This window comes from Meridianimaribacter sp. CL38, assembly GCF_004328055.1.
Taxonomy (GTDB): domain Bacteria; phylum Bacteroidota; class Bacteroidia; order Flavobacteriales; family Flavobacteriaceae; genus Gaetbulibacter_B; species Gaetbulibacter_B jejuensis.
On record NZ_QKWS01000008.1, the window covers coordinates 1 to 21,141 of the forward strand.

At 33.1% G+C, this 21,141-nt stretch carries 18 protein-coding genes and 1 pseudogene; 12 read left to right on the forward strand and 7 right to left on the reverse strand.

Going from position 1 to position 21,141, the window contains the following annotated elements:
* The 4 genes and pseudogenes from DMZ43_RS14585 to mscL all read right to left on the reverse strand — a co-directional run.
* A pseudogene (locus DMZ43_RS14585) lies at positions 1-1,529 on the reverse strand (hypothetical protein); the annotation flags it as partial.
* 211 nt (positions 1,530-1,740) lie between these two features.
* A complete protein-coding gene (locus DMZ43_RS14590; RefSeq protein ID WP_129761641.1) occupies positions 1,741-3,147 on the reverse strand; it encodes an MATE family efflux transporter in 1,407 nt (468 codons plus the stop codon).
* Positions 3,148-3,294: 147 nt separating this feature from the next.
* Entirely contained in the window at positions 3,295-3,894 is a 600-nt protein-coding gene (locus DMZ43_RS14595) for a glutathione peroxidase (protein ID WP_238155831.1), read from the reverse strand.
* A gap of 94 nt (positions 3,895-3,988) precedes the next feature.
* Complete coding sequence (gene mscL / locus DMZ43_RS14600; RefSeq protein WP_129761642.1) at positions 3,989-4,438, reverse strand: large conductance mechanosensitive channel protein MscL; 450 nt, start codon at positions 4,436-4,438, stop codon at positions 3,989-3,991.
* Between the two features lie 189 nt (positions 4,439-4,627).
* On the opposite strand from mscL, the gene DMZ43_RS14605 reads away from it, so the two are divergent.
* The 3 genes from DMZ43_RS14605 (at position 4,628) to DMZ43_RS14615 (ending at position 7,485) form a co-directional block, all read left to right on the forward strand.
* Positions 4,628-5,227 (forward strand): SatD family protein, encoded by a 600-nt coding sequence (locus DMZ43_RS14605; protein ID WP_131509055.1) that lies wholly within the window; start codon positions 4,628-4,630, stop codon positions 5,225-5,227.
* A complete protein-coding gene (locus DMZ43_RS14610; protein ID WP_131509056.1) occupies positions 5,224-5,949 on the forward strand; it encodes a DUF3307 domain-containing protein in 726 nt (241 codons plus the stop codon). Before DMZ43_RS14605 ends, DMZ43_RS14610 begins: the two co-directional genes overlap by 4 nt.
* 156 nt (positions 5,950-6,105) lie before the next feature.
* Positions 6,106-7,485, forward strand: a complete 1,380-nt coding sequence (locus DMZ43_RS14615) for a hypothetical protein (RefSeq protein WP_131509057.1) — start codon at positions 6,106-6,108, stop codon at positions 7,483-7,485.
* A gap of 6 nt (positions 7,486-7,491) precedes the next feature.
* Here DMZ43_RS14615 and ccsA read toward each other — a convergent pair whose 3' ends face one another.
* Positions 7,492-10,683: a cytochrome c biogenesis protein CcsA gene (gene ccsA, locus DMZ43_RS14620; RefSeq protein WP_131509058.1), complete on the reverse strand. Its 3,192-nt coding sequence runs from the start codon at positions 10,681-10,683 to the stop codon at positions 7,492-7,494.
* A 70-nt stretch (positions 10,684-10,753) separates the two neighbouring features.
* Positions 10,754-11,167 carry a group III truncated hemoglobin gene (locus tag DMZ43_RS14625; RefSeq protein ID WP_131509059.1) on the reverse strand — a complete coding sequence of 138 codons (414 nt, stop codon included), beginning with the start codon at positions 11,165-11,167 and terminating at the stop codon, positions 10,754-10,756.
* A gap of 59 nt (positions 11,168-11,226) precedes the next feature.
* Between DMZ43_RS14625 and DMZ43_RS14630 the strand changes: the two genes are divergently transcribed.
* From DMZ43_RS14630 to DMZ43_RS14670, 9 genes are all read left to right on the forward strand, one after another.
* Entirely contained in the window at positions 11,227-11,994 is a 768-nt protein-coding gene (locus DMZ43_RS14630) for a Rossmann-like and DUF2520 domain-containing protein (protein WP_131509060.1), read from the forward strand.
* Positions 11,975-12,505 (forward strand): HAD family hydrolase, encoded by a 531-nt coding sequence (locus DMZ43_RS14635; protein ID WP_129761648.1) that lies wholly within the window; start codon positions 11,975-11,977, stop codon positions 12,503-12,505. The genes DMZ43_RS14630 and DMZ43_RS14635 overlap by 20 nt, the downstream gene beginning before the upstream one ends.
* Positions 12,506-12,564: 59 nt before the next feature.
* Positions 12,565-13,479, forward strand: a complete 915-nt coding sequence (locus DMZ43_RS14640; protein WP_131509061.1) for a geranylgeranylglycerol-phosphate geranylgeranyltransferase — start codon at positions 12,565-12,567, stop codon at positions 13,477-13,479.
* A complete protein-coding gene (locus DMZ43_RS14645) occupies positions 13,479-14,069 on the forward strand; it encodes a Maf-like protein (protein ID WP_131509062.1) in 591 nt (196 codons plus the stop codon). The genes DMZ43_RS14640 and DMZ43_RS14645 overlap by 1 nt, the downstream gene beginning before the upstream one ends.
* Before the next feature lie 50 nt (positions 14,070-14,119).
* Positions 14,120-14,662, forward strand: a complete 543-nt coding sequence (locus DMZ43_RS14650; protein WP_131509063.1) for a mechanosensitive ion channel domain-containing protein — start codon at positions 14,120-14,122, stop codon at positions 14,660-14,662.
* Positions 14,663-14,664: 2 nt separating this feature from the next.
* The gene (locus DMZ43_RS14655) at positions 14,665-15,177 is read left to right on the forward strand and encodes a hypothetical protein (RefSeq protein WP_131509064.1); all 513 of its coding nucleotides are present in this window, start codon (positions 14,665-14,667) and stop codon (positions 15,175-15,177) included.
* 97 nt (positions 15,178-15,274) lie between these two features.
* Positions 15,275-17,812 (forward strand): PIG-L family deacetylase, encoded by a 2,538-nt coding sequence (locus tag DMZ43_RS14660; protein WP_131509065.1) that lies wholly within the window; start codon positions 15,275-15,277, stop codon positions 17,810-17,812.
* A gap of 103 nt (positions 17,813-17,915) precedes the next feature.
* Positions 17,916-19,616: a sodium:solute symporter gene (locus tag DMZ43_RS14665; RefSeq protein ID WP_131509066.1), complete on the forward strand. Its 1,701-nt coding sequence runs from the start codon at positions 17,916-17,918 to the stop codon at positions 19,614-19,616.
* Positions 19,600-20,586: a Gfo/Idh/MocA family protein gene (locus DMZ43_RS14670; RefSeq protein ID WP_131509067.1), complete on the forward strand. Its 987-nt coding sequence runs from the start codon at positions 19,600-19,602 to the stop codon at positions 20,584-20,586. Before DMZ43_RS14665 ends, DMZ43_RS14670 begins: the two co-directional genes overlap by 17 nt.
* Positions 20,587-20,638: 52 nt before the next feature.
* On the opposite strand, the gene DMZ43_RS14675 is transcribed toward DMZ43_RS14670, so the two are convergent.
* Positions 20,639-21,141: DUF2911 domain-containing protein (locus DMZ43_RS14675; RefSeq protein ID WP_131509068.1), on the reverse strand; the 503-nt coding region annotated here is incomplete at its 5' end.

The following is a 21,141-nucleotide window of genomic DNA, read 5'->3' on the forward strand; positions in this document are numbered from 1 at the left end:
GCTGTGTTGTCCTCTACTGTTACTGTTGCACTACAAGTTGATACGTTTCCGTTATTGTCTGTTACTGTTAACGTTACCGTGTTGGCTCCTACATTAGAACAGTCAAAACTCGTTTGGTCCAATGACATACTTGCTATTCCGCAGGCATCGTTTGATCCATTGTCAATATCTGAAGTCGTGATGCTTCCGTTTCCTGAGGCATCTAATACAACTGTTGCATTCTGACAAACTACTGTTGGTGCTGTGTTGTCCTGAACGGTTACTGTTGCACTACAGGTTGATACGTTCCCGTTATTATCTGTTACTGTTAACGTTACCGTGTTGGCTCCTACATTGGAACAATCAAAACTCGTTTGGTCTAATGACATACTTGCTATTCCGCAGGCATCGTTTGATCCATTGTCAATATCTGAAGTCGTGATGCTTCCGTTTCCTGAGGCATCCAATACAACTGTTGCATTCTGACAAACTACTGTTGGTGCTGTGTTGTCCTCTACTGTTACTGTTGCACTACAAGTTGATACGTTTCCGTTATTGTCTGTTACTGTTAACGTTACCGTATTGGCTCCTACATTAGAACAGTCAAAACTCGTTTGGTCTAATGACATACTTGCTATTCCGCAAGCATCGTTTGATCCATTGTCTATATCTGAAGTCGTGATGCTTCCGTTTCCTGAGGCGTCTAATACAACTGTTGCATTCTGACAAACTGCTGTTGGTGCTGTGTTATCCTGAACAGTTACTGTTGCACTACAGGTTGATACGTTCCCGTTATTGTCTGTTACTGTTAACGTTACTGTGTTGGCTCCTACATTAGAACAGTCAAAACTCGTTTGGTCTAATGACATACTTGCTATTCCAAAATCATCTGTACTGCCTCCATCTACATTAGCAGCTGAAATAGAAACATTACCAGAGCTATCAAGTTGAGCAATATAATTTGCACAAATAGCACTAGGAGGATCATCTACTCTAAAGCTAGCGCTAAAATTGGCTCCTCCATCATTAATAGTATGCGGAAATGGATTTGGCACACCGCCAACGGTAAAATCTGCTGTTGTATAAACTTCAATTGTGTAATCAATACCAGATGTTAAACCTGCTAAAATATTAATATTAGCATTGTTTGTAGTCCAATATTGATTATCTCCAGACCCTGAGCAAGCAGCTCCAAAAAAGTTCTGTACATTTGAACTTAAATCTATAGAAACAAAAGCACCTGAAGGACTACCTGTTGGATATATTCTATAATTCAAATACCCAGATGTAACATCATCTGTACCACATTTATAAATATTGTTTTGTCCTCCACTTAAAACAAACGAATCAGTACTTTGAAAAGTTCCTAAATTTGTTCCATTGAAATCAAAATTTGCAGTTTGGGTGTGCGGGTTTAAATCATAATAATTATTACCCGATCCACTATCTATGATAACATAACTTTCATAAATACCTGACTGGGACTTCACGTTTTGACATATGAAGGTAAAGAAGAAAAGTAAAGCTAATTTTAAGTATCTTTTTCTCATAAATCTGTTGTTAATTAGAAAAAATAACAAGCAGCACTATCAGAGGGAAGAAATGATGCTAATAGTTTAAATACTACCAAATTAAATTTAATGGTAGGCAGTAAAAATATCTTTACTCCCTGATTTTTAAGAATTTAATCGATAAAACGCAAAAAACAACTTCCAACGTTGGTTTTCAAGCAATTATCAATAATTAAAATTAGCTTCACAGCTATACTTTAACAAGTTTCCACTTGCCTTTTTTAAACCAGATAATTCCTATAATTGCTATTAAAACTTCGGCAGCTGTAATGGATGCAAAAACGCCTATTGGTCCAAAATCTAAAGTAATTGCCGTGAGGTAAGCAAATGGTAATTGAAACAACCAAAAACAAACAAAATTGATATAAGTTGGTGTTTTGGTATCTCCTGCTCCATTAAATGATTGGATTACCACCATACCATATGCGTAAAATATATAACCAGCTGCCAAAACACGTAAACATAGACTACCATATTTTACAACATCAGGCTGCGTATTGAATAATTCAATGATATGAGTAGCAAATACTAAATAAACAAGAGACACTAAGCCCATAAAATAAGCTGTATAGCGTCCTGTTTTCCAAACGGATTGTTCTGCTCTATCAGGTTTTTGAGCTCCAAGGTTTTGACCTACCAATGTAGCAGCAGCATTACTCATTCCCCAAGCAGGCATTAGTGTAAACATCATTACACGAATAGCAATGGTATAGCCTGCTAAAACTTCGCTACCAAATTCGCTCATAATTCGCATTAAAAACACCCAACTAGATGTACCTATTAAGAATTGACCAATTCCACCAAGAGAGACTTTTATAAGGTTGAACATGACACCTATTCGTACGACTAAATCCTTAATACCAATCTTAATTTTGCTATAACCATAAAATAAGATTACTAGTTGAAATAATACTGCTGTCCCTCTTCCTATTGTGGTTGCTATTGCTGCTCCTTCTACTCCAAAAGCAGGAATTGGCCCAAAACCAAAAATAAACATAGGGTCTAGGATAATGTTTAATCCGTTAGAGAGAATTAATGTCCACATGGCTACAGAGGCGTTTCCTGCTCCTCTAAAAATGGCATTAATAAGAAACAATAACATAATGGTTATGTTACCTCCTAACAAAACTTGAGTATAACCATAACCTTCAGCAATGAGATCTGGTTCTGCTCCCATAAGTTGTAAAATTTCTTTAGGATACAGAATTCCAATACCACTAATAAGTATTGATACTGCTATACCAAGAATAATGACTTGAACCGCAGCTTGCGAAGCGCCTTTTATATCTTTTTCACCAACACGTCTTGCTACAACTGCTGTGGCTGCCATACTTAATCCTATAGCTACTGCATACACTAAGGTAATAACCGATTCAGTTAAACCAATAGTAGCTACTGCATTGACACTTACTTTAGAGACATACATAATATCTACCAAAGCAAAAATAGACTCCATGAGCATTTCAAGAATCATTGGAATTGATAACATGAAAACTGCTCTTCGAATACTGCCTGAGGTAAATTCTTGTTCTTTACCTGTTACAGCTATTTTAAAATATTTAAGGAATTGTTTAAGGGTAATTTTGTTTGATTGCATTTTTAATACTTTTAAATGTAAAAACTAGTCTAAGCCATTTAAGTTTAGACAAATTAAAAGCCGAAAAAGAACTTCAGCGTTATCCTGTTTTTAAATTTATGCAATCATAATACAGCAAATATGCACAAAATTTTTGAAACTACAACCCTATTTTGACTCAATCCAGCTAATTACAGACTCGTCTGTTGGTAATGTTCTAGGGGAAATAACCTTTGCTAAATGTCCGTTTTCGTCGATAAGATATTTTTGAAAGTTCCAAGCAACTTCAGAATCTTCCAACCCATTTTTAGACTTTTCAGTTAAAAACGTATACACTTCGTGCATGTCATCTCCTTTTACTGAAATCTTACCCATCATAGGAAATGTTACACCATAATTTTGTTTACAAAACGATGCAATTTCAGTATTGGTTCCTGGTTCCTGTCCTCCAAAATTGTTTGCAGGAAACCCTACAATTGTAAAGTTTTTATCTTTAAATGTTTCATACAACTCTTGTAGCTGCTCGTATTGTGGCGTTAAACCACACTCACTTGCTGTATTAACAACCATAACTTTTTTTCCTTTTAAAGTTGAAAAATCAAAATCGTCTCCATAAAGATCTTTTACTGTAAATTGATAGATGTTTTCTTTTTCCATGTTTGTTTTTGATGTTTCTAAACTAGTTGATGCTACTTCGTTTGTTGTTTCTTTTTTTTCTTTACAGTTACAAACTATAACCGCAAAAATTAGTAATGCTATTTTTTTCAAAAGTTCAAATTTTTAGTAATTAATGTTGACCGTTTAAGTTAACTCTCTTTTTTTCTATAAAGGTAAAGTTTTTTCTAGTTTCAAGAATCAACACCTAGTCTTTTAACCTAGATTTTAACAGCTTGTTTTGTTCTTCCATTAAAGCAGTCAAGTTTGTTAACAGTTCAATATCCTTAGGAGTTGCAACTGTTTTATCATTAGTGTCATGCGATTTGTTTCTTAATCGGTTTAAGAACTTAACTACCACAAACACCGTAAAACCTATAATAAGAAAATCTAAAAAGGCTTCACCAAAAGCACCATAGCCAATAGCAACCTCATCGGTTATTATAGTTCCTGAAGTATCCTTAACTGCTTCTTTTAAAATGATGCTTTTATTCTGAAAATTAATTCCGCCAGAAAGCAATGATAATGGTGGCATAAATACTTTCTTCACCAAAACATCTATAACTTTGTTAAACGATGCTCCTATAATGATTCCTATTGCCATATCCATCATATTTCCTTTTACAGCAAACTCTTTAAACTCTTTTATAATTTTCATTTATCTTAAATTTTAAATACTGACCGCTAAGATAATTAGATATGATTTTACTTTTATCTATATCTTTTCAAAAACAGATAATTTATTTTATCTGATTATTAGCAGATATTTTAAATTATCCTATATTTAGCAGATAATTTTGTTTTTCTGATTAAAAAATCATAGATTTGATTATAGACATTGAAAAAAATGACAAGTATTTTAACAGGTGATATTATAAATTCTAGAGAGAGCGCACCAAATGAATGGTTAACTGCACTTAAAGACACTTTGAGCACTTACGGAAAACAGCCAGTAGCTTGGGAAATATACAGAGGTGATAGTTTTCAACTAGAAGTTGCTCCTGGACAAGCACTTGAAGCTGCAACTTTAATAAAAGCCACTATAAAAACTTTTAAAGCTATTGATGTTAGAATTGCTATTGGTTTAGGCGAAAAAACATATACTTCGGATAAAATAACAGAATCTAATGGTAGTGCATTTATTAATTCAGGTGAATGTTTTGAAAGCATGAAAAACAGTACGCTTGCGTTAAAATCTGAACATGAAGATTTTGATACTACCTTAAACCTTATGTTAGAGCTTGCTCAATTAACCATGAATAGTTGGAGCCCTACGTCTTCTAAAATTATTAAAGCATCACTCAACAATCCAGAACTGAACCAAAAGCAGATTGCTAAATTGCTAGGTAAGTCGCAAAGTAATATTAGCGAAGGACTTAAACGTGGTGGATTTGATGAAATTTCAAAAATGCTAACCTATTATAAAACCCAAGTTAAAACACTATGATATCTTTATTTATAAAACTAGTACTTGCTCATATTGTTGGAGACTTTTTGTTACAACCAGAAAAATGGGTAAAGCATAAAGAAGACTATAAACACAAATCCAAATACTTGTATTGGCATATCCTAGTACACTTAATTGCGTTGGTTATTGTACTTCAATTCAATTTTAAATATTGGCTAGGACTATTAATAATACTAATAAGCCATTATGGTATAGATGTGATAAAACTCAACCTAAAAAACAAACTGAATACACGTTTACTGTTTGGGTTAGATCAATTGGCACACCTTATAGTAATTGCATTGGTTGTAAACATTTATGAACCTTACAGCATAAACACAGACAGCTTTTTCACTAGTCAATTTTTATTGTTTGTTACAGGTTTGTTAGGTGTTACTGTGGTTTCATCGGTAATTATGAAAACACTAATTTCTAAATGGCAACTAGAAGAAGACCTTAAAGGTGAGTCTTTAGAAAATGCAGGAGCATACATAGGCATGCTCGAGCGCTTGTTTGTTTTTGCCTTTATAGTAATGAATTATTGGGAAGGCATTGGGTTTTTAATTGCTGCCAAATCTGTTTTCAGGTTTGGAGATCTTTCAAAAGCTAAAGACCGAAAACTTACCGAATATATTCTTATAGGTACACTTCTTAGTTTTGGTTTAGCTATTGCGTTTGGTATAGCTTATAAGTATGTGATGACATTGATAACAGCAGCATAAAACACGCTAAAACAACCTCTTAAATAATTACCTTTTTAGTTACCATCATAAATTCAACAAAATAAACCTAAAACAAAAACCATACAATATCATTTTTTTTAAGTAACTTAGACTTACATTTATTATACTGGGCAACAACTACTTATAATTAATATTATGAGAACTAATGTATTAAAAGCCTCACTTACCCTACTTAGTCTAATAATTCCTTATTTTACTTTATCTCAAACCATTTCTGGTTGTGATTTCTTTCCAGATCAAGAAACGGTAACTTACACCTATACTGAACCTAGTGCTTTTGGCATCACAAACAATGAAGTAACTTATGAGTTTCAAGGCAACAAAACCATAAACGGTAAAACATATAAAGCCTATAGCAAATATGTAAACGGAATGGTTCCTGAAGTAAACCAAGTACTTTATGTAAGTTGTGCTAACAATAGCTTAATTATGGGCAATGAAATATATGTCTTCAACAAAGAGTTAATTGGTTATGAGCAAGATATCACTAAAATAATAGATATCTATGCAACACCTATTTATGAAGTCAGCATGGTACCAACAGGTCAATTCTACTTGCCAACCGTTATAAAACCTAACAACTCCATTGGTGAAGTATGGACTGAAAAAAGCGCTATGCATGGACAAATAGTAACCAATAAAAATAGTATACTTGAGAAAGACATAACCGTAGAAGTGCAAGGTAGAACTTTTGAGCACGTTTATGTAGTATCGCAAGAAACGTGGTCTGAAGGTGGTATAAATGGTAATCAAAAAATATTGGATGCCAAAATCTATTATGCAAAAGGACTCGGAATGATAAAAACTGAAAAGACAACAACGATTTTTAAAAACACTACTACTACTGAACTATACAACCCAAATGAAAAAGCAGCTTTAATAGCTCAAATTGAACAACTAAAAGATAGTTTGCCTGTAGAATCAGGTTTTAATATAAACATGAAAAATTATGTTGAATCACAAATTTCAGATAAGGATAATTTTTTAAAGGTACTCAAAGAAATACGTAATCAACTAAGAGAAATAAAGAATAATTATCATAACAACTTGAAAAATCCTGAACTAAAAGAAAAAGAATATGAAATTATTAAGAATCATATTTTAGCTAACGAAAAAACCAACAAAAGCCTTTTAGGAACTTGGAAAAAAACAATATATACATCTGATATAAGAAAAGGAACTGTAAAGAAAGAAGAGCATTTAATGTTTGAAATCCTTGAAAATGGCACTATGAGTGGACACCCAGATAACGACCTATTTAAAATTAATGGTGACGATAAATTTATTTATCGTTTAAAAGACAAAAATCATATTGAAATTTTATCTAATTACAATACAAATACAAATACATATCTACATGAGGTATATTATTTTACAATAGAACCATACACTCGTATTGGACCTAAAATTAATATGTCACTCACTTTTACCAACGATAAGAACAAGTACGAAAAGGTTCTGGGTTTTAACAGTACTAATAACATCTATCGTTTTTTTAAATCACAAAAAAATTAAAAGGTATTATTTCTTATAAAACTTCACCCATTTTCTATATGCTAAAACACCTAAAACAGCAACAACACCAACAGCAATTGCAATAATTTTAAAACTAGCTATTTGTTGACCCGATTGATACGAGTGTAATCCTGATAAATAGAAATTTACCCCAAAATAAGTGAATATAATACTTGCTATTGCAATCACAGAAGACAAGTTATAAATGTATCTACTTCTAAGACCTGGAACCAAACGCATGTGAATTACAAAAGCATAAATCATAATACTAATTAAAGCCCAAGTTTCCTTTGGGTCCCAACCCCAATATCTACCCCAACTTTCGTTCGCCCACATACCTCCTAAAAAATTTCCTATAGTAAGCATTACTAAACCAACTGTTAATGCCATTTCATTAATGATGGTTAGTTCTTTAATATTAAGGTCCATTTTAAGCTTATTCTCTTTGGTTGTAAATACCATTAACAATAAACTTACAACTCCTAACACCATACCTAAAGTAAAAGGTCCATAACTTGCTACAATAATAGCAACGTGTATCATTAACCAATAACTATTTAGTACAGGTTGAAGGTTAGCGATTGAAGGATCCATCCATTGCCAGTGTGCAATCATTAACAACATAGCTGTTACAAAAGCTGTGGCAGCAATGGTTAAATTACTCTTTCTACCGAAAATTAAACCAAACAACATGGTAGCCCAAGCTACATAAATCATAGATTCATAAGCATCACTCCAAGGTGCATGACCAGAAATGTACCAACGTGCAATAAGTCCTGCTGTGTGAAGCAAAAACAGTAATATAATTACTCCTATAAGACCTTTTACGATATAATCAATTGTCTTGTTTTTGTCTTTAAAAATCTGAACGATCAATAGCACAAATAATACCGTTGAAGCATACATATACCAACTAAACAACTTTTTAAAAATATCGTATTTATTATATTGAATTTCGGTATGTATCTTATCATCTGAAAGCATGACTTCACTACCAAACTTCTGCTGAGTTTTCTTAATACCATCCAGTACTTGTTCTGCAATAGTATAGTCTCCAGAGGCTTTAGCGTTGTAAACATTCACCAAATAAGCATTAAGTCCATTGTTAATAAAATTAGCATACAACGAATCTTTTATAGTTTCTCTATAGCCTTCTTCTCTAAACTCTATTGGAGAAATCCATTTATTGTTTTCGTCATCTGGTACAGGAAAAATCTTTAACGAGCGTCCTTCAATTGCATTGTATAATAAGTACACACGTTGTTCGGCTTCTTTAAACTCCTTTTGGTAAGCGTTTAAATCATTTACATTAGTAATTCTATCAAGATAAGGTTGCAGTTTAAAAGCTCCTGTTTCTGTAAAAAAATCGGCTAATGCCGCATAATCTTCTTCCTTTGAAACACCTATTACACTTCTGATAGTATCTGCCTTTCTTGGTTTTAAATAAATTACAGGAACGTTGTACCAAAGCAACGGACTTTCTTGAATTGACAACATTACTTGGTTGGCATCCAAATCTTCGTAAGTATCGTGTTTACTTAATTTACGAAGCATCTCAGACGCATAGGTATTCATAGGTTTCATACGTCCACTATAGTCCTGTACAACCATGTGCCCAAACAAATCGGCATGCTCTTTTGGAGCTACGTTAGCATGAAGAATAGAATCAATTTGCGCTTTTGTAGGTTTTGAATGATTATGACCATCGTTTTCAGAATGTTCTTGTCCATAACCTAACATTCCAATGCATAGTAAAAGAACCGTTAGTACTTTTGCTTTTTTCTCTTTTACTTTATTAAGCATACGACGTAAATCTCCAAAACGAGAATACTTGCTTACAATAATACCTAACAAACCTAAATACAGTAAAAAGTAACCAATATAAGTTATCCAAGTTCCCCAAAAATCATGGTTTACTGAAAGGATGGTTCCTTTTTCATCTGGATCAAAACTCGATTGAAAAAAACGATAACCACCATAATTAAGGATGTGGTTCATGTAAATCCTATAATTAAAATTTTCCTTAGCTTCATCAATAACAGTTACTTCACTAGCGTATGAAGAATAGTTGTTTTCAGTTCCTGGATAACGTTCAGCAATAAAATCGTTAAGCTTAATACTAAACGGTAGTTCAATACGCTTAGAGCCGTATTTTACAGCAACATCTAATCCGCCAACTTTTATTTGTTCAAAAGCATTATCACTACCTTTACCTCCTAGCACTCTTACTCGCTCAGTCTCACCATTTGCAGTTACTTTTAGCACTAAACCGTCTTCATCACTTTTTAAGATTTCAGGTTTTTTAACCAAATCAAAAACTCCTTTTACAACAGGTTTAGGAAATACCATTTGCATATTACCAATAATGTATCTTGAACGTAACATAAGTGGCTGAATAGAATCTTTCACCAAAGTTCCTGTTTGCCCTGTAGCCATTGTTAAATATTCACCTTCAAAAGGAGACTCAACAGTTAACGAACCATCTTTATAAGTAATATTTACAGCTCCTTCTTGAGGCTTGTTTAAAGAAAATAACACATTATGAATACTTTGTACTTGCCCTACCTTTAAAAAGTGATTGTGTGGTTGCCCACCACCAGATTCTACTATTTTAAGATATTCTTCTCCATTCTCGTCAGGTACAATATCTTTTTCAGCACCAGCAATAAATTTTTCAAGCTCAATGCTTACTGGCATTTCATCATAAGTAGTTGAAGCATAAAAAGTATTGTTCATTCTTGGAGAAAAGTCTACTTCGCTTTCTAAAACCCTACGTTGGTTTTGTCCATTAATTACTAAATCTCCATCAATGTATGTTGTGATATACGTTTTTTGAGATAAAAACACATTTTCGGTATCGCCTTCTCGAATAGCCATCATGCCTTCATAACTAATATATCGAGTAACAAATGCTCCTATTAAAATTAAAATGAATGCTGCATGCAGAATAAAGGTTGCCCATTTTTTCTTTTGTAGTAACTTATACCTAAAAATGTTACCTATAAAATTGATAACAAAAATTACCATAATGGCTTCAAACCACCACGCATTATAAATCAGGTTTCTGGTATATGGCGTTGGTGATGTATCTTGGCTAGCATCTAAAAAAGTACCAGTAGCCATTGCTACAGCAAAAACAATAAATAAAATAGCAGTAAGTCTAGTAGAAAAAAGGATTTTGGAGAGTATATTTTGCATGATATAAGGACTCTTTTAATAAGTCGTGCAAATTTAAGGCTTTTAGTTTATTTACATATGTTAAAACGTACTAATCTTTTTTATGCTTTTGTCGTTCTTCAAAAATTTTAAGATGTAAAAATGTTCCCATTTTTCGCGCTCTTCTTTTGGCAACATCTGCATACTCACCTACAAATAATTCATCAATAGTTTGATACCACAAATTCAACCAAACTCCAAAATGAAGTTCAGTAATACTATGGTTATTATCTCTATCAACCTTTACATGAGCTTCCATTGGGTTACCAATGTATTTCTGCTCTAGCTTTCGAGTCATAAATAAACTTGTTTCCCAAAACGTAGTCAACCTATCTAAGTGTTCGTCCCAATCTTTTATTGCAGTATTAAAAATTGGTCCTAAAAGGTCATCTTTTCTCACCTTTGTGTAAAATGATGATACAAGTAGGTAAACATCTTCTCTGGTATTTATATCTTTTTTTTCCATTATTACAAAGATAGCTTATAACACTTTTATTTGATGTAATACTTACCTATTTTTACAACATGATTTCTGTTATAATTATTGGTGCAGGCAATGTTGCCTCACATTTTTACAAAACATTTAAAACAGCTGAAACCGTTTCGGTAACACAATGGTACAACAGACGTTTAAATGCAATTGAAACCTATCAAAATGAAGTTGAAATTACCGACGATATTAAAGCGTTAAAACCTGCTGATGTTTACCTCATTGCTGTAAAAGACGATGCAATTTCACATTTATCTTCTCAATTGCCTTTTGAAGATAGATTGGTTGTGCATACCTCTGGAAGTATAGGTGTTCATGACCTAGACAAAAAGCTTAAAAGAGGTGTGTTTTATCCGTTACAAACTTTCACAAAAGATGCTGATGTTGATTTTTCCACAATTCCTTTATGCATAGAAACTATTAACAAAGCCGATTATCAAACTTTAAAAACACTTGGTGAAACTATAGGTTGTAAAACTTATAAAGTTAATGGCGACCAACGTAAAGCATTACACCTAGCAGCTGTATTTGTAAATAATTTTACCAATCAGCTGTATAGAGTTGCTCATGAAATCACCGAATCTGAAGGTGTAGAATTTGAAATTTTAAAACCTTTAATTACTGAAACTGCTAAAAAAGTGCAAGATATTTCGCCTTACATGGCTCAAACTGGTCCTGCAAAACGCAATGATAAAAAAACCATAAAAAAACATTTAAAATTACTGGATAACGAGCATCATAAAGCCATTTATAAACTCTTAACAGCTTCAATACAAAAAACACATGGAAGACAAAAGCTATAAAGAATACCTAGAACATATTACCACATTTATTTTTGATGTAGATGGTGTATTAACTGATGGCACCATAACCTTAACAACTTCTGGTGAAATGCTAAGAACCATGCATACCAAAGATGGTTTTGCCATGAAAACTGCCATTGATGCTGGTTTTAATATTTGCATCATTTCAGGAGGTTCAAACGAAGGCGTTCGTGTGCGTTTAGAAGGTTTGGGTGTTAAAGATGTTTATCTTGGAGCTCACAACAAAATTGAACAACTTAACGAGTTCCTTAACAATAACTCTATTAAAACCGAAAATGTACTATACATGGGTGACGATATTCCTGATTATCCTGTTATGAAATTAGTAGGTTTACCTTGTTGCCCACAAGATGCAGTTCCTGAAATAAAAGGAATTTCAAAATATGTATCTCATAAAAATGGTGGTAAAGGTGCAGTAAGAGACGTTATAGAACAAGTCCTTAAAGTACAAGGAAAATGGAATACCGATTTTAGTGCTAAATACGACTAATTTTTAGTTGGCAGTATGCAGCCATCAATAAAAAATCTAACAACTAACAAAAACACACATTGAATATACTCAACCTCATCCGCTATAAAAACCTTTTAATGATTGCCATAGTGCAGCTATTAATAAAATATGCACTTTTTGAGCCTTTTGGAGTAGCGATAACTCTTAATGGATTTGGGTTTTCTTTATTAGTTATTGCAACGCTTTGTTTAGCTGCTGGCGGAAATATCATCAACGATATTTACGATAAAGAAACTGACGCAATCAACAAACCAGATAAGGTAATTGTTGGTAAAACAGTATCTGAAAAAACAGCCTACAACCTCTTTATCGCATTTAACGTTATTGGTGTAGGTGTTGGGTTTTATTTATCTCATTTAGTAGGAAGAAGCGGATTTTTTGTGCTGTTTGTTGGTATTTCAGGACTACTATACCTTTATGCTAGTTATTTTAAACAACTTATTTTAGTTGGCAATCTATTGGTTTCTATATTGGTTGCTTTAAGTATTATTATTGTTGGTCTTTTTGAGCTTTTGCCTGCTATTACTCCAGAAAATCAAGCAACTCAAGTCACGTTTTTTAAAATCCTTTGGGATTATGCGTTGTTTGCGTTTATTATAAACCTACTTCGTGAAATGGTTAAAGACATCGAAGATATTGATGGCGACCATAAAGCAGGAATGAACACATTACCAATAACACTTGGTCGTGAACGTGCCAAAAAAATTGTGTTTGCTTTATCCTTTGTTCCTATTGCTGCAACAGTATATTATGTTGTCACTTACTTATTTAAGCAACAACTTGTGGTTGGTTACTTTTTACTGTTCATAATTGCTCCACTAATTTATGTGAGCATAAAAATATTTACTGCAGAAACAAAAAAAGACTATCACGCTATTAGTAATATTCTTAAATTAGTAATGCTTTTCGGCATGCTATCATTATTACTATATAAATTCATTTTAATAAATTAATGCTTAACGACTTACTCAAAAACCATAACATCATTTTAGCTTCTGGTTCTCCTAGAAGACAACAATTTTTCAAAGAATTGGGTTTGGATTTTGAAGTACGTTTAAAACCTGTTAAAGAAGAATATCCAAAGCGTTTACAGCATTTTGAAATCAGTGATTACCTGTCACAACTTAAGGCTTTACCCTTTAAAGAAGACCTTAAGGATAACGACATTTTAATAACCAGCGACACCATAGTTTGGCATAACAATACAGCTTTAGGAAAACCTAATAGTGAAGCTGAAGCATTTAACATGATTCAATCTATGAGCAATGCAACACACGAAGTCATCACTTCTATCTGCTTTACGACTCCTACACTTCAAAAAACGGTAAATGCAATTACCAAAGTGACTTTTAAAAGTTTAACCAACGACGAAATTAACTACTATATTAATACCTGTAAACCCTTTGACAAAGCTGGAGCTTATGGCATACAGGAATGGATAGGACAAGTTGGTATTACTAAAATAGAAGGCTCTTATTTTAATGTGGTTGGGTTACCTACTCACCTACTTTATAAAACACTAAATAGTTTAGTTGAAAACTAATGGTCTTATTAGTTTTCTATTTTATCTTTGTTTAAAGAAACCCTATTCCAATGCTTTTAGAAACTTATAAAAACGAATTAATCCAATCTGCTATTTTAATCGCTATACTATTATTTATACGATTTATTTCTGCAGTAGCAGTACGAAAAATAGGAAAGAAAAGTGGTATTAACGATGCTCGAATTCATCTCATTAACCGTTACGTAACTGCAACTTTATTGATGATTGCAGTACTTATTGAAGCCTTTATTTTTGGTGCAGAGTTTAAAGATATGGCTTTAGTATTTTCTTCGGTGTTTGCTGTAATTGGTATTGGTTTATTTGCAATATGGTCTATTTTAAGCAATATTACTTCAGGTATTATTATGTTTTTTAACTTCCCTTATAAGGTTGGTGATAAAATACAAATCCATGATAAAGATTTTCCTCTGGAAGCGATTATTGAAGACATTGCTGCGTTTCAGTTACATTTAAGGTTAGATAATGGCGATTTAGTAACTTACCCAAACAACCTTATCTTGCAAAAACCTGTAACACTAGTTAAAAAAGACGCCATTGACGATTTTCTTGATGATGGGTCAGATGCGTTATAAACTTGAAACAGTTCAAACTAAATAAAAAAGAGGTTTTTTGGTTGATAGGAACAACACTATTTGCCCTTATTATAAACCTACTCATTTTTGGGTTTGAAGGGTTGACAAATAATTCTACTCTAAATTTAAACATTCACGATACTTACTTAGTAATTGAAAACACTCAATTCATTTTGTTTTGCAGCTATATAATATTCTTTGGAGTATATTTAGTAAGGGTACTACGTAGGAAATTCAATAATTTAGTTGCAAATCTAATCTTGATGATTTCTACTATCCTTTTAGTTTTAGTTCTAATGGAACTAATTTCTATACTAGAGCTATTAAACCAACAATCATCAAGTTGGACAGTGTATCCTCCTTTAAGCGACCAAGAAATTGAACCAGAAGTAAAACCTAAAGAAAATGGCTTACTCTTAATATCAAACATACTTTTTGGCTTCCAAATACTATTATTAAGTTTTATAGGCTATTGCGGATTTAAGACTGGACAAAATTACAAACTGAATAAATAATACTTCAAAAACACCCAAACCGCACGTTAAAGAAACATTAAAACCAGCAGATGCGCTGGTTTTCTTTTTATATTTATTGCCCACAAACCAAAAAACCATGCATAAAAAACTACTGTTTTCTTTTTTAGCAATTGCAATTTCTTCTTATTCAACGTTTGCTCAACAACCTAAAAAACCTAATAGTTCAGAAATATACGAGTCCATACAAAAACTTAATTTTTTAGGTTCGGTACTCTATGTTGCTGCGCATCCTGACGATGAAAACACTCGTTTAATTTCTTATATGTCCAACCACTTAAAAGCACGTACTGCTTACCTATCTTTAACACGTGGCGATGGTGGTCAAAACTTAATTGGACCCGAAATACGCGAACTTCTTGGAGTTATTAGAACACAAGAACTTTTAACTGCTCGTCGCATTGATGGTGGCGAACAACGTTTCACCAGAGCTAACGATTTTGGTTACTCCAAACATCCTGATGAAACCCATGAAATTTGGAACAAAAACGAAGTGTTAAGCGATGTTGTACTTGCTATACGCCAATTTCAACCAGACGTTATCATTAACCGTTTTGACCATAGAAGTCCTGGTAGCACACATGGCCATCATACAAGTTCTGCAATGCTTAGTGTTGAAGCTTTTGATTTAGCAAACAACGCATCAGTTTATCCTGAGCAATTAAAATCAGTTAGTCCATGGCAACCAAAACGTCAATTTTTTAATACTAGCTGGTGGTTTTATGGTAGTCAAGATGCTTTTGAAAAAGCCGATAAAACCAATTTATTGTCCATTGATACTGGAGTGTATTTTCCGTTAAACGGATTGAGTAATCCTGAGATTGCAGCGCTTAGTAGAAGTCAGCACAAATCACAAGGTTTTGGGAGTTCTGGTAGTAGAGGCGAGCAAATGGAATATATCGAACTAATCAATGGTTCGTTACCAACTGACAAAACCAATATTTTTGAGGGTATTGACACTTCATGGAATCGTATTAAAGGCGGAAAAGCCATTGGAGACATTCTTTATCAAGTTGAAAAAGACTACGATTTTTCAAACCCTTCGGCATCCATTCCAAAGCTTGTTGAAGCTTATACCTTAATTCAGAATTTAGAAAATGAGCATTGGAAAACTATAAAATCTGAAGAAATCAAAAATATTATCGCTAATTGTGCTGGTTTGTTTCTTGAAGTTGTTGCTAATTCTAACCACGCAACAGCAAATTCTAAAGTGCCACTTTCTATTGAAATGATCAACAGAAGTGACGCAAACATTATGTTTACTGGCTTACAACTAAAAGATAGCGGAAGAAAAAAACGCCTATACAAACGCTTTCCTTTAAAAGATAATATTGAAGAAAACCTTAAAGATACTATTCTTATTTCTTCGCGTCAGCTTCCAACTACACCATATTGGCTAACAAAAAAAGGTACTTTGGGCATGTACAAAGTTGAAGACAAAGCGTTAATTGGACATCCTGAAACACCTAGAGAATATACAGCTACTTTTAAATTAGAAATCAACCAAACACCTATAGAATTTACAAGACCTATAGTTTACAAAACCAACGACCCTGTAAAAGGTGAAGTTTATAAACCTTTTGAAATTATCCCTGAAGCCTCTGCTAAAGTATCTGAAAAAGTTATCATTTTTGAAAACGATCAGCAAAAAGACATTCAGGTTGTGGTAAAATCAGGAAAAGATAATCTTGAAGGTTATGTTCAAATTGCACATCCACAAGATTGGAACATTTATCCTGAAAAACAAAAAGTATCAATTGCAAATAGTGGTCAGGAGCAAACTTTAGTATTTACTGTTGTACCTCCTAAAAACCAAAGTGAAGGACTAATTACACCAATGGTTCATGTTGGTGACCAAGTGTTTACCAGAGAACTTATTGAGATCGATTACGACCATATTCCGTTTCAAACTGTATTACTTCCTAGTGAAAGTAAAATTGTAAGATTAGACATTAAAAAGAGAGGTGAAAACATCGCTTACATTGAAGGTGCAGGTGATGTAGTTCCTGAAAGCTTACAACAAATAGGTTATAATGTAGTGATACTAAAACCTGAAGACATTAACACAGAAACCTTAAGCAGGTTTGATGCTGTTGTAGTTGGTATTAGAGCTTACAACACAGTTGAAGACTTAAAATATAAACAACAAGAACTGTTTGATTATGTGGCTAATGGTGGAAACATGATTGTACAATACAATACTAGCAGAGGATTAAAAACCAATAATTTAGCACCTTACAAATTACAATTATCTAGAGATCGTGTTACTGATGAGTTTGCTGAAGTTACGTTCTTAAACCCTGAACACCCACTTCTTAATTACCCTAATAAAATCACTACAAAAGATTTTGAAGGTTGGACTCAAGAGCGTGGGCTTTATTTTCCTAATGAATGGGCTAATGAGTTTACACCTTTGCTTTCAATGCACGACAAAGGAGAAACTGCTAAAGAAGGCAGCTTACTCGTAGCAAAGCATGGTAAAGGGTATTACATTTATACAGGATTAAGCTTTTTTAGGGAGTTTCCTGCTGGAGTTTCTGGTGCTTACCGTTTATTTGCCAATATGCTTTCTATTGGAAAAGAAGATATTTCAACCGAAGAAAGTTTAAAAAACTAATGGAACAAGACAACTACAAATGGCAAAAAATGTACACCTTAATTTTGGTAGCTAATGCCTTATACATTTTGTTTTTCTACTTAATTACACAAGCTTACTAATTATGCAAACAATAGACTGGATTGTACTTTCATTAACCCTTTTTACTATTGTTTTATATGGTACTTGGCAAACTCGTGGTAGTAAAAATGTTGAAGATTACATAAAAGGTGGCAATACTGCACATTGGTGGACTATTGGACTCTCAGTAATGGCAACACAAGCAAGTGCTATTACGTTTTTATCAACTCCTGGTCAAGCGTTTAATGATGGCATGGGCTTTGTTCAGTTTTATTTTGGACTTCCTATTGCTATGGTTATTATATGCATGGTGTTTATTCCATTATACCATCGACTTAAAGTATATACAGCTTATGAGTTTTTAGAAAACAGGTTTGATTTAAAAACAAGAACTCTAACAGCAATACTCTTTTTAATACAAAGAGGTTTAGCTGCTGGAATAACCATTTTTGCACCTGCTATAATCTTATCGGTTGTATTAGGTTGGAATCTGCTTTTACTCAATATCATTATTGGTGTGTTGGTAATCATCTACACAGTTACAGGTGGTACAAAAGCTGTAAACGTAACTCAAAAACACCAAATGCTGGTTATTTTCTCAGGAATGATTGTCGCTTTTATTTTAATCATCAATAAGCTACCAGAAGATATCACCTTCAGCAATGCCATAGAAATTGCAGGAGCTAGTGGCAAAATGGATGTTTTAGATTTTTCATTCGATCTTAATAACCGTTATACATTTTGGAGTGGAATTATTGGTGGTACGTTTTTGATGCTCTCCTATTTTGGAACAGATCAAAGTCAAGTACAGCGTTATCTTTCAGGAAAATCGGTTAAAGAAATGCAATTAGGACTCATTTTTAACGGCTTGTTAAAAGTACCTATGCAGTTCTTTATTCTATTGGTTGGCGTTATGGTGTTTGTGTTTTATCAGTTTAATGAAGCACCTTTAAATTTTAACCCTTTAGCAACTGAAACCGTTTTAAATTCAGAATACGCTGAAGACTACAAGCAACTTCAAACACAGCAACAAGAACTTTTTCAAGTTAAAAAGGAAGCTATTAATTCGTTTAACACTACAGGAAAGCCCATTTCAAAATCTACAATTGCAAACTTCAATACCGAAAATGATAAACTAAGAGCCGAAGCAAGAGTTTTAATTGATAAAGCTGCAGAAGTCAAAAACCTAAAGATTGAAAGTAATGATAAAGACTACATGTTTATTTCTTTTATCTTGAAGAACCTTCCTCGTGGTCTTATTGGGTTGTTGCTTGCTGTAATTTTAAGTGCTGCAATGTCTAGTACTTCTAGTGAACTCAACGCATTGGCATCTACAACAACTATAGATTTATACAAACGAAATGTAAGTGAAAAATCTGAAGCTGAAATGGTAAAAGCCTCAAAATGGTTTACTCTAGCTTGGGGATTAATGGCAATAGGTGTAGCCTGTGTTGCTAATTTAGCCGAAAACCTCATTCAGTTGGTAAACATCATTGGTTCTATTTTCTACGGAAATGTGCTTGGTATTTTCTTACTTGCTTTTTTCTTTAAACACGTTAAAGGAAATGCGGTTTTTATTGCTGCATTATTAACTCAAGTTATTGTTATTGCTCTGTTTTTCTTAAACCATTTTAGTCTTATCAATCTACCGTATTTATGGTTAAATTTTGTAGGTTGTCTTATTGTTATTGTATTAGCATTAGGTATTCAATTGAATCAAAAAACACATGTCACAACAAACTAAAACCATACGCTGGGGAATTATTGGTCTTGGAAAAATTGCCAATAAATTTGCCCAAGATATTTTAACAATTGACAATTGTCAATTATATGCTGTGGCTTCCCGAAGCCAAGAAAAAGCTAACGAATTTGCTAAAACTTATAATGCCGAAAAAGCGTACAACAGTTATGAAGATTTAGCTAAAGACCCAAATATTGACGCTGTTTATATTGCAACTCCACATGCACTCCATAAAGAAAATGCCATATTATGTCTAAAAAATAAAAAAGCGGTGTTATGCGAAAAACCTTTTGCTATGGATAAAAATGAGGTTGAAGAGATGATTACAGTAGCAAAAGAAAACAATGTACTGCTCATGGAAGCCTTATGGACGTATTTTTTACCACATTATAAATTTGCGCTTCAACACCTTGAAAATAAAATCTTTGGAAACATCACAAAATTAGAAGCTGACTTTGGCTTTAAACCAACAGTTGACATGAATTCTCGCGTGTTTAAAAAGTCGTTAGGTGGCGGAAGTCTTTTAGATATTGGTATCTATCCTATTTTTGCAGCATTGTCTACTCTAGGTCAACCAAATACCTTAGAAACCAATGCTACTTTTTTTGAAAATGGTGTAGATTCGTCTTGTACAATCACTTTTGATTATGATAATTCTATAAAAGCGCATTTAAAAAGTACCCTTTTAGAAAAAACACCTACTGAAGCTATATTTTATTGCGAAAACGGAATTGTAAAAATAAACAGTCGTTTTCAAGAGCCTTCGACAGTGAGTTTAATTCCTAATGAAGGCAAAGAAGAACATTTCGATTTTGGATATACTACCAACGGTTATAATTTTGAAACCATACACTTTAACCAATTACTTAGAGATGGAAAAACTGAAAGTGATGTAATGTCGTTTGAATTTAGTAAAACTCTGATTACAATGTTAGATGCTGTAAGACAAAAAATAGGTTTACATTATGAATAAAAAAAAGCGCAACAATTGTTGCGCTTTTTTTAGTATTATTATTGGTTTACAACTACATTGCTCCCCATTCTTTTAATGAGTCTGTATTCATTTTCACATAATCATCATTTCCTGCTTCTTTGGCTGCAGCTAAAGATTTTTTTGCTGCTTCAATAGCTCCTTTTTTATCACCTGCAGCAGCATAGATTAACGACTTTTTTCTTAATTGCCAAAATCTAGGAGTCTCTGTCAAAGACATTGATTTGTCTATCCACTCTTTAGCTTTATTAATATCTTTACCTTCTTCTAAATAATAAACAGCAGCTGCATAATAATCATTAGCACTCGGTCCATTCATTACTCTGTCAATAGATGAGGTTACTTTTGTATCTGTTGGTACAGTAAACGGTACAGCAGCATAAGTTTTTTCCCAAATAAACTCTAATGCAGCACCACTATTTGATATTTGATTAACATCAATTGTATACGTTTCAACATTAAATGGTACTTCGTAAGTTTTAACAGTAGTTTTAGCTGCTACTTTAGCATCATCCCAATTTTGAGGATTTCCCCAGT

What these genes read in the sequence shown, in the direction of transcription:
- DMZ43_RS14645 (WP_131509062.1), top strand. Translation starts at nt 13,479, where the DNA reads ATGCTTAACGACTTACTCAAAAACCATAACATCATTTTAGCTTCTGGT.
- DMZ43_RS14630 (WP_131509060.1), top strand. Translation starts at nt 11,227, where the DNA reads ATGATTTCTGTTATAATTATTGGTGCAGGCAATGTTGCCTCACATTTT.
- DMZ43_RS14625 (WP_131509059.1), bottom strand. Translation starts at nt 11,167, where the DNA reads ATGGAAAAAAAAGATATAAATACCAGAGAAGATGTTTACCTACTTGTA.
- DMZ43_RS14665 (WP_131509066.1), top strand. Translation starts at nt 17,916, where the DNA reads ATGCAAACAATAGACTGGATTGTACTTTCATTAACCCTTTTTACTATT.
- mscL (WP_129761642.1), bottom strand. Translation starts at nt 4,438, where the DNA reads ATGAAAATTATAAAAGAGTTTAAAGAGTTTGCTGTAAAAGGAAATATG.
- DMZ43_RS14660 (WP_131509065.1), top strand. Translation starts at nt 15,275, where the DNA reads ATGCATAAAAAACTACTGTTTTCTTTTTTAGCAATTGCAATTTCTTCT.
- ccsA (WP_131509058.1), bottom strand. Translation starts at nt 10,683, where the DNA reads ATGCAAAATATACTCTCCAAAATCCTTTTTTCTACTAGACTTACTGCT.
- DMZ43_RS14670 (WP_131509067.1), top strand. Translation starts at nt 19,600, where the DNA reads ATGTCACAACAAACTAAAACCATACGCTGGGGAATTATTGGTCTTGGA.
- DMZ43_RS14635 (WP_129761648.1), top strand. Translation starts at nt 11,975, where the DNA reads ATGGAAGACAAAAGCTATAAAGAATACCTAGAACATATTACCACATTT.
- DMZ43_RS14610 (WP_131509056.1), top strand. Translation starts at nt 5,224, where the DNA reads ATGATATCTTTATTTATAAAACTAGTACTTGCTCATATTGTTGGAGAC.
- DMZ43_RS14650 (WP_131509063.1), top strand. Translation starts at nt 14,120, where the DNA reads ATGCTTTTAGAAACTTATAAAAACGAATTAATCCAATCTGCTATTTTA.
- DMZ43_RS14590 (WP_129761641.1), bottom strand. Translation starts at nt 3,147, where the DNA reads ATGCAATCAAACAAAATTACCCTTAAACAATTCCTTAAATATTTTAAA.
- DMZ43_RS14615 (WP_131509057.1), top strand. Translation starts at nt 6,106, where the DNA reads ATGAGAACTAATGTATTAAAAGCCTCACTTACCCTACTTAGTCTAATA.
- DMZ43_RS14605 (WP_131509055.1), top strand. Translation starts at nt 4,628, where the DNA reads ATGACAAGTATTTTAACAGGTGATATTATAAATTCTAGAGAGAGCGCA.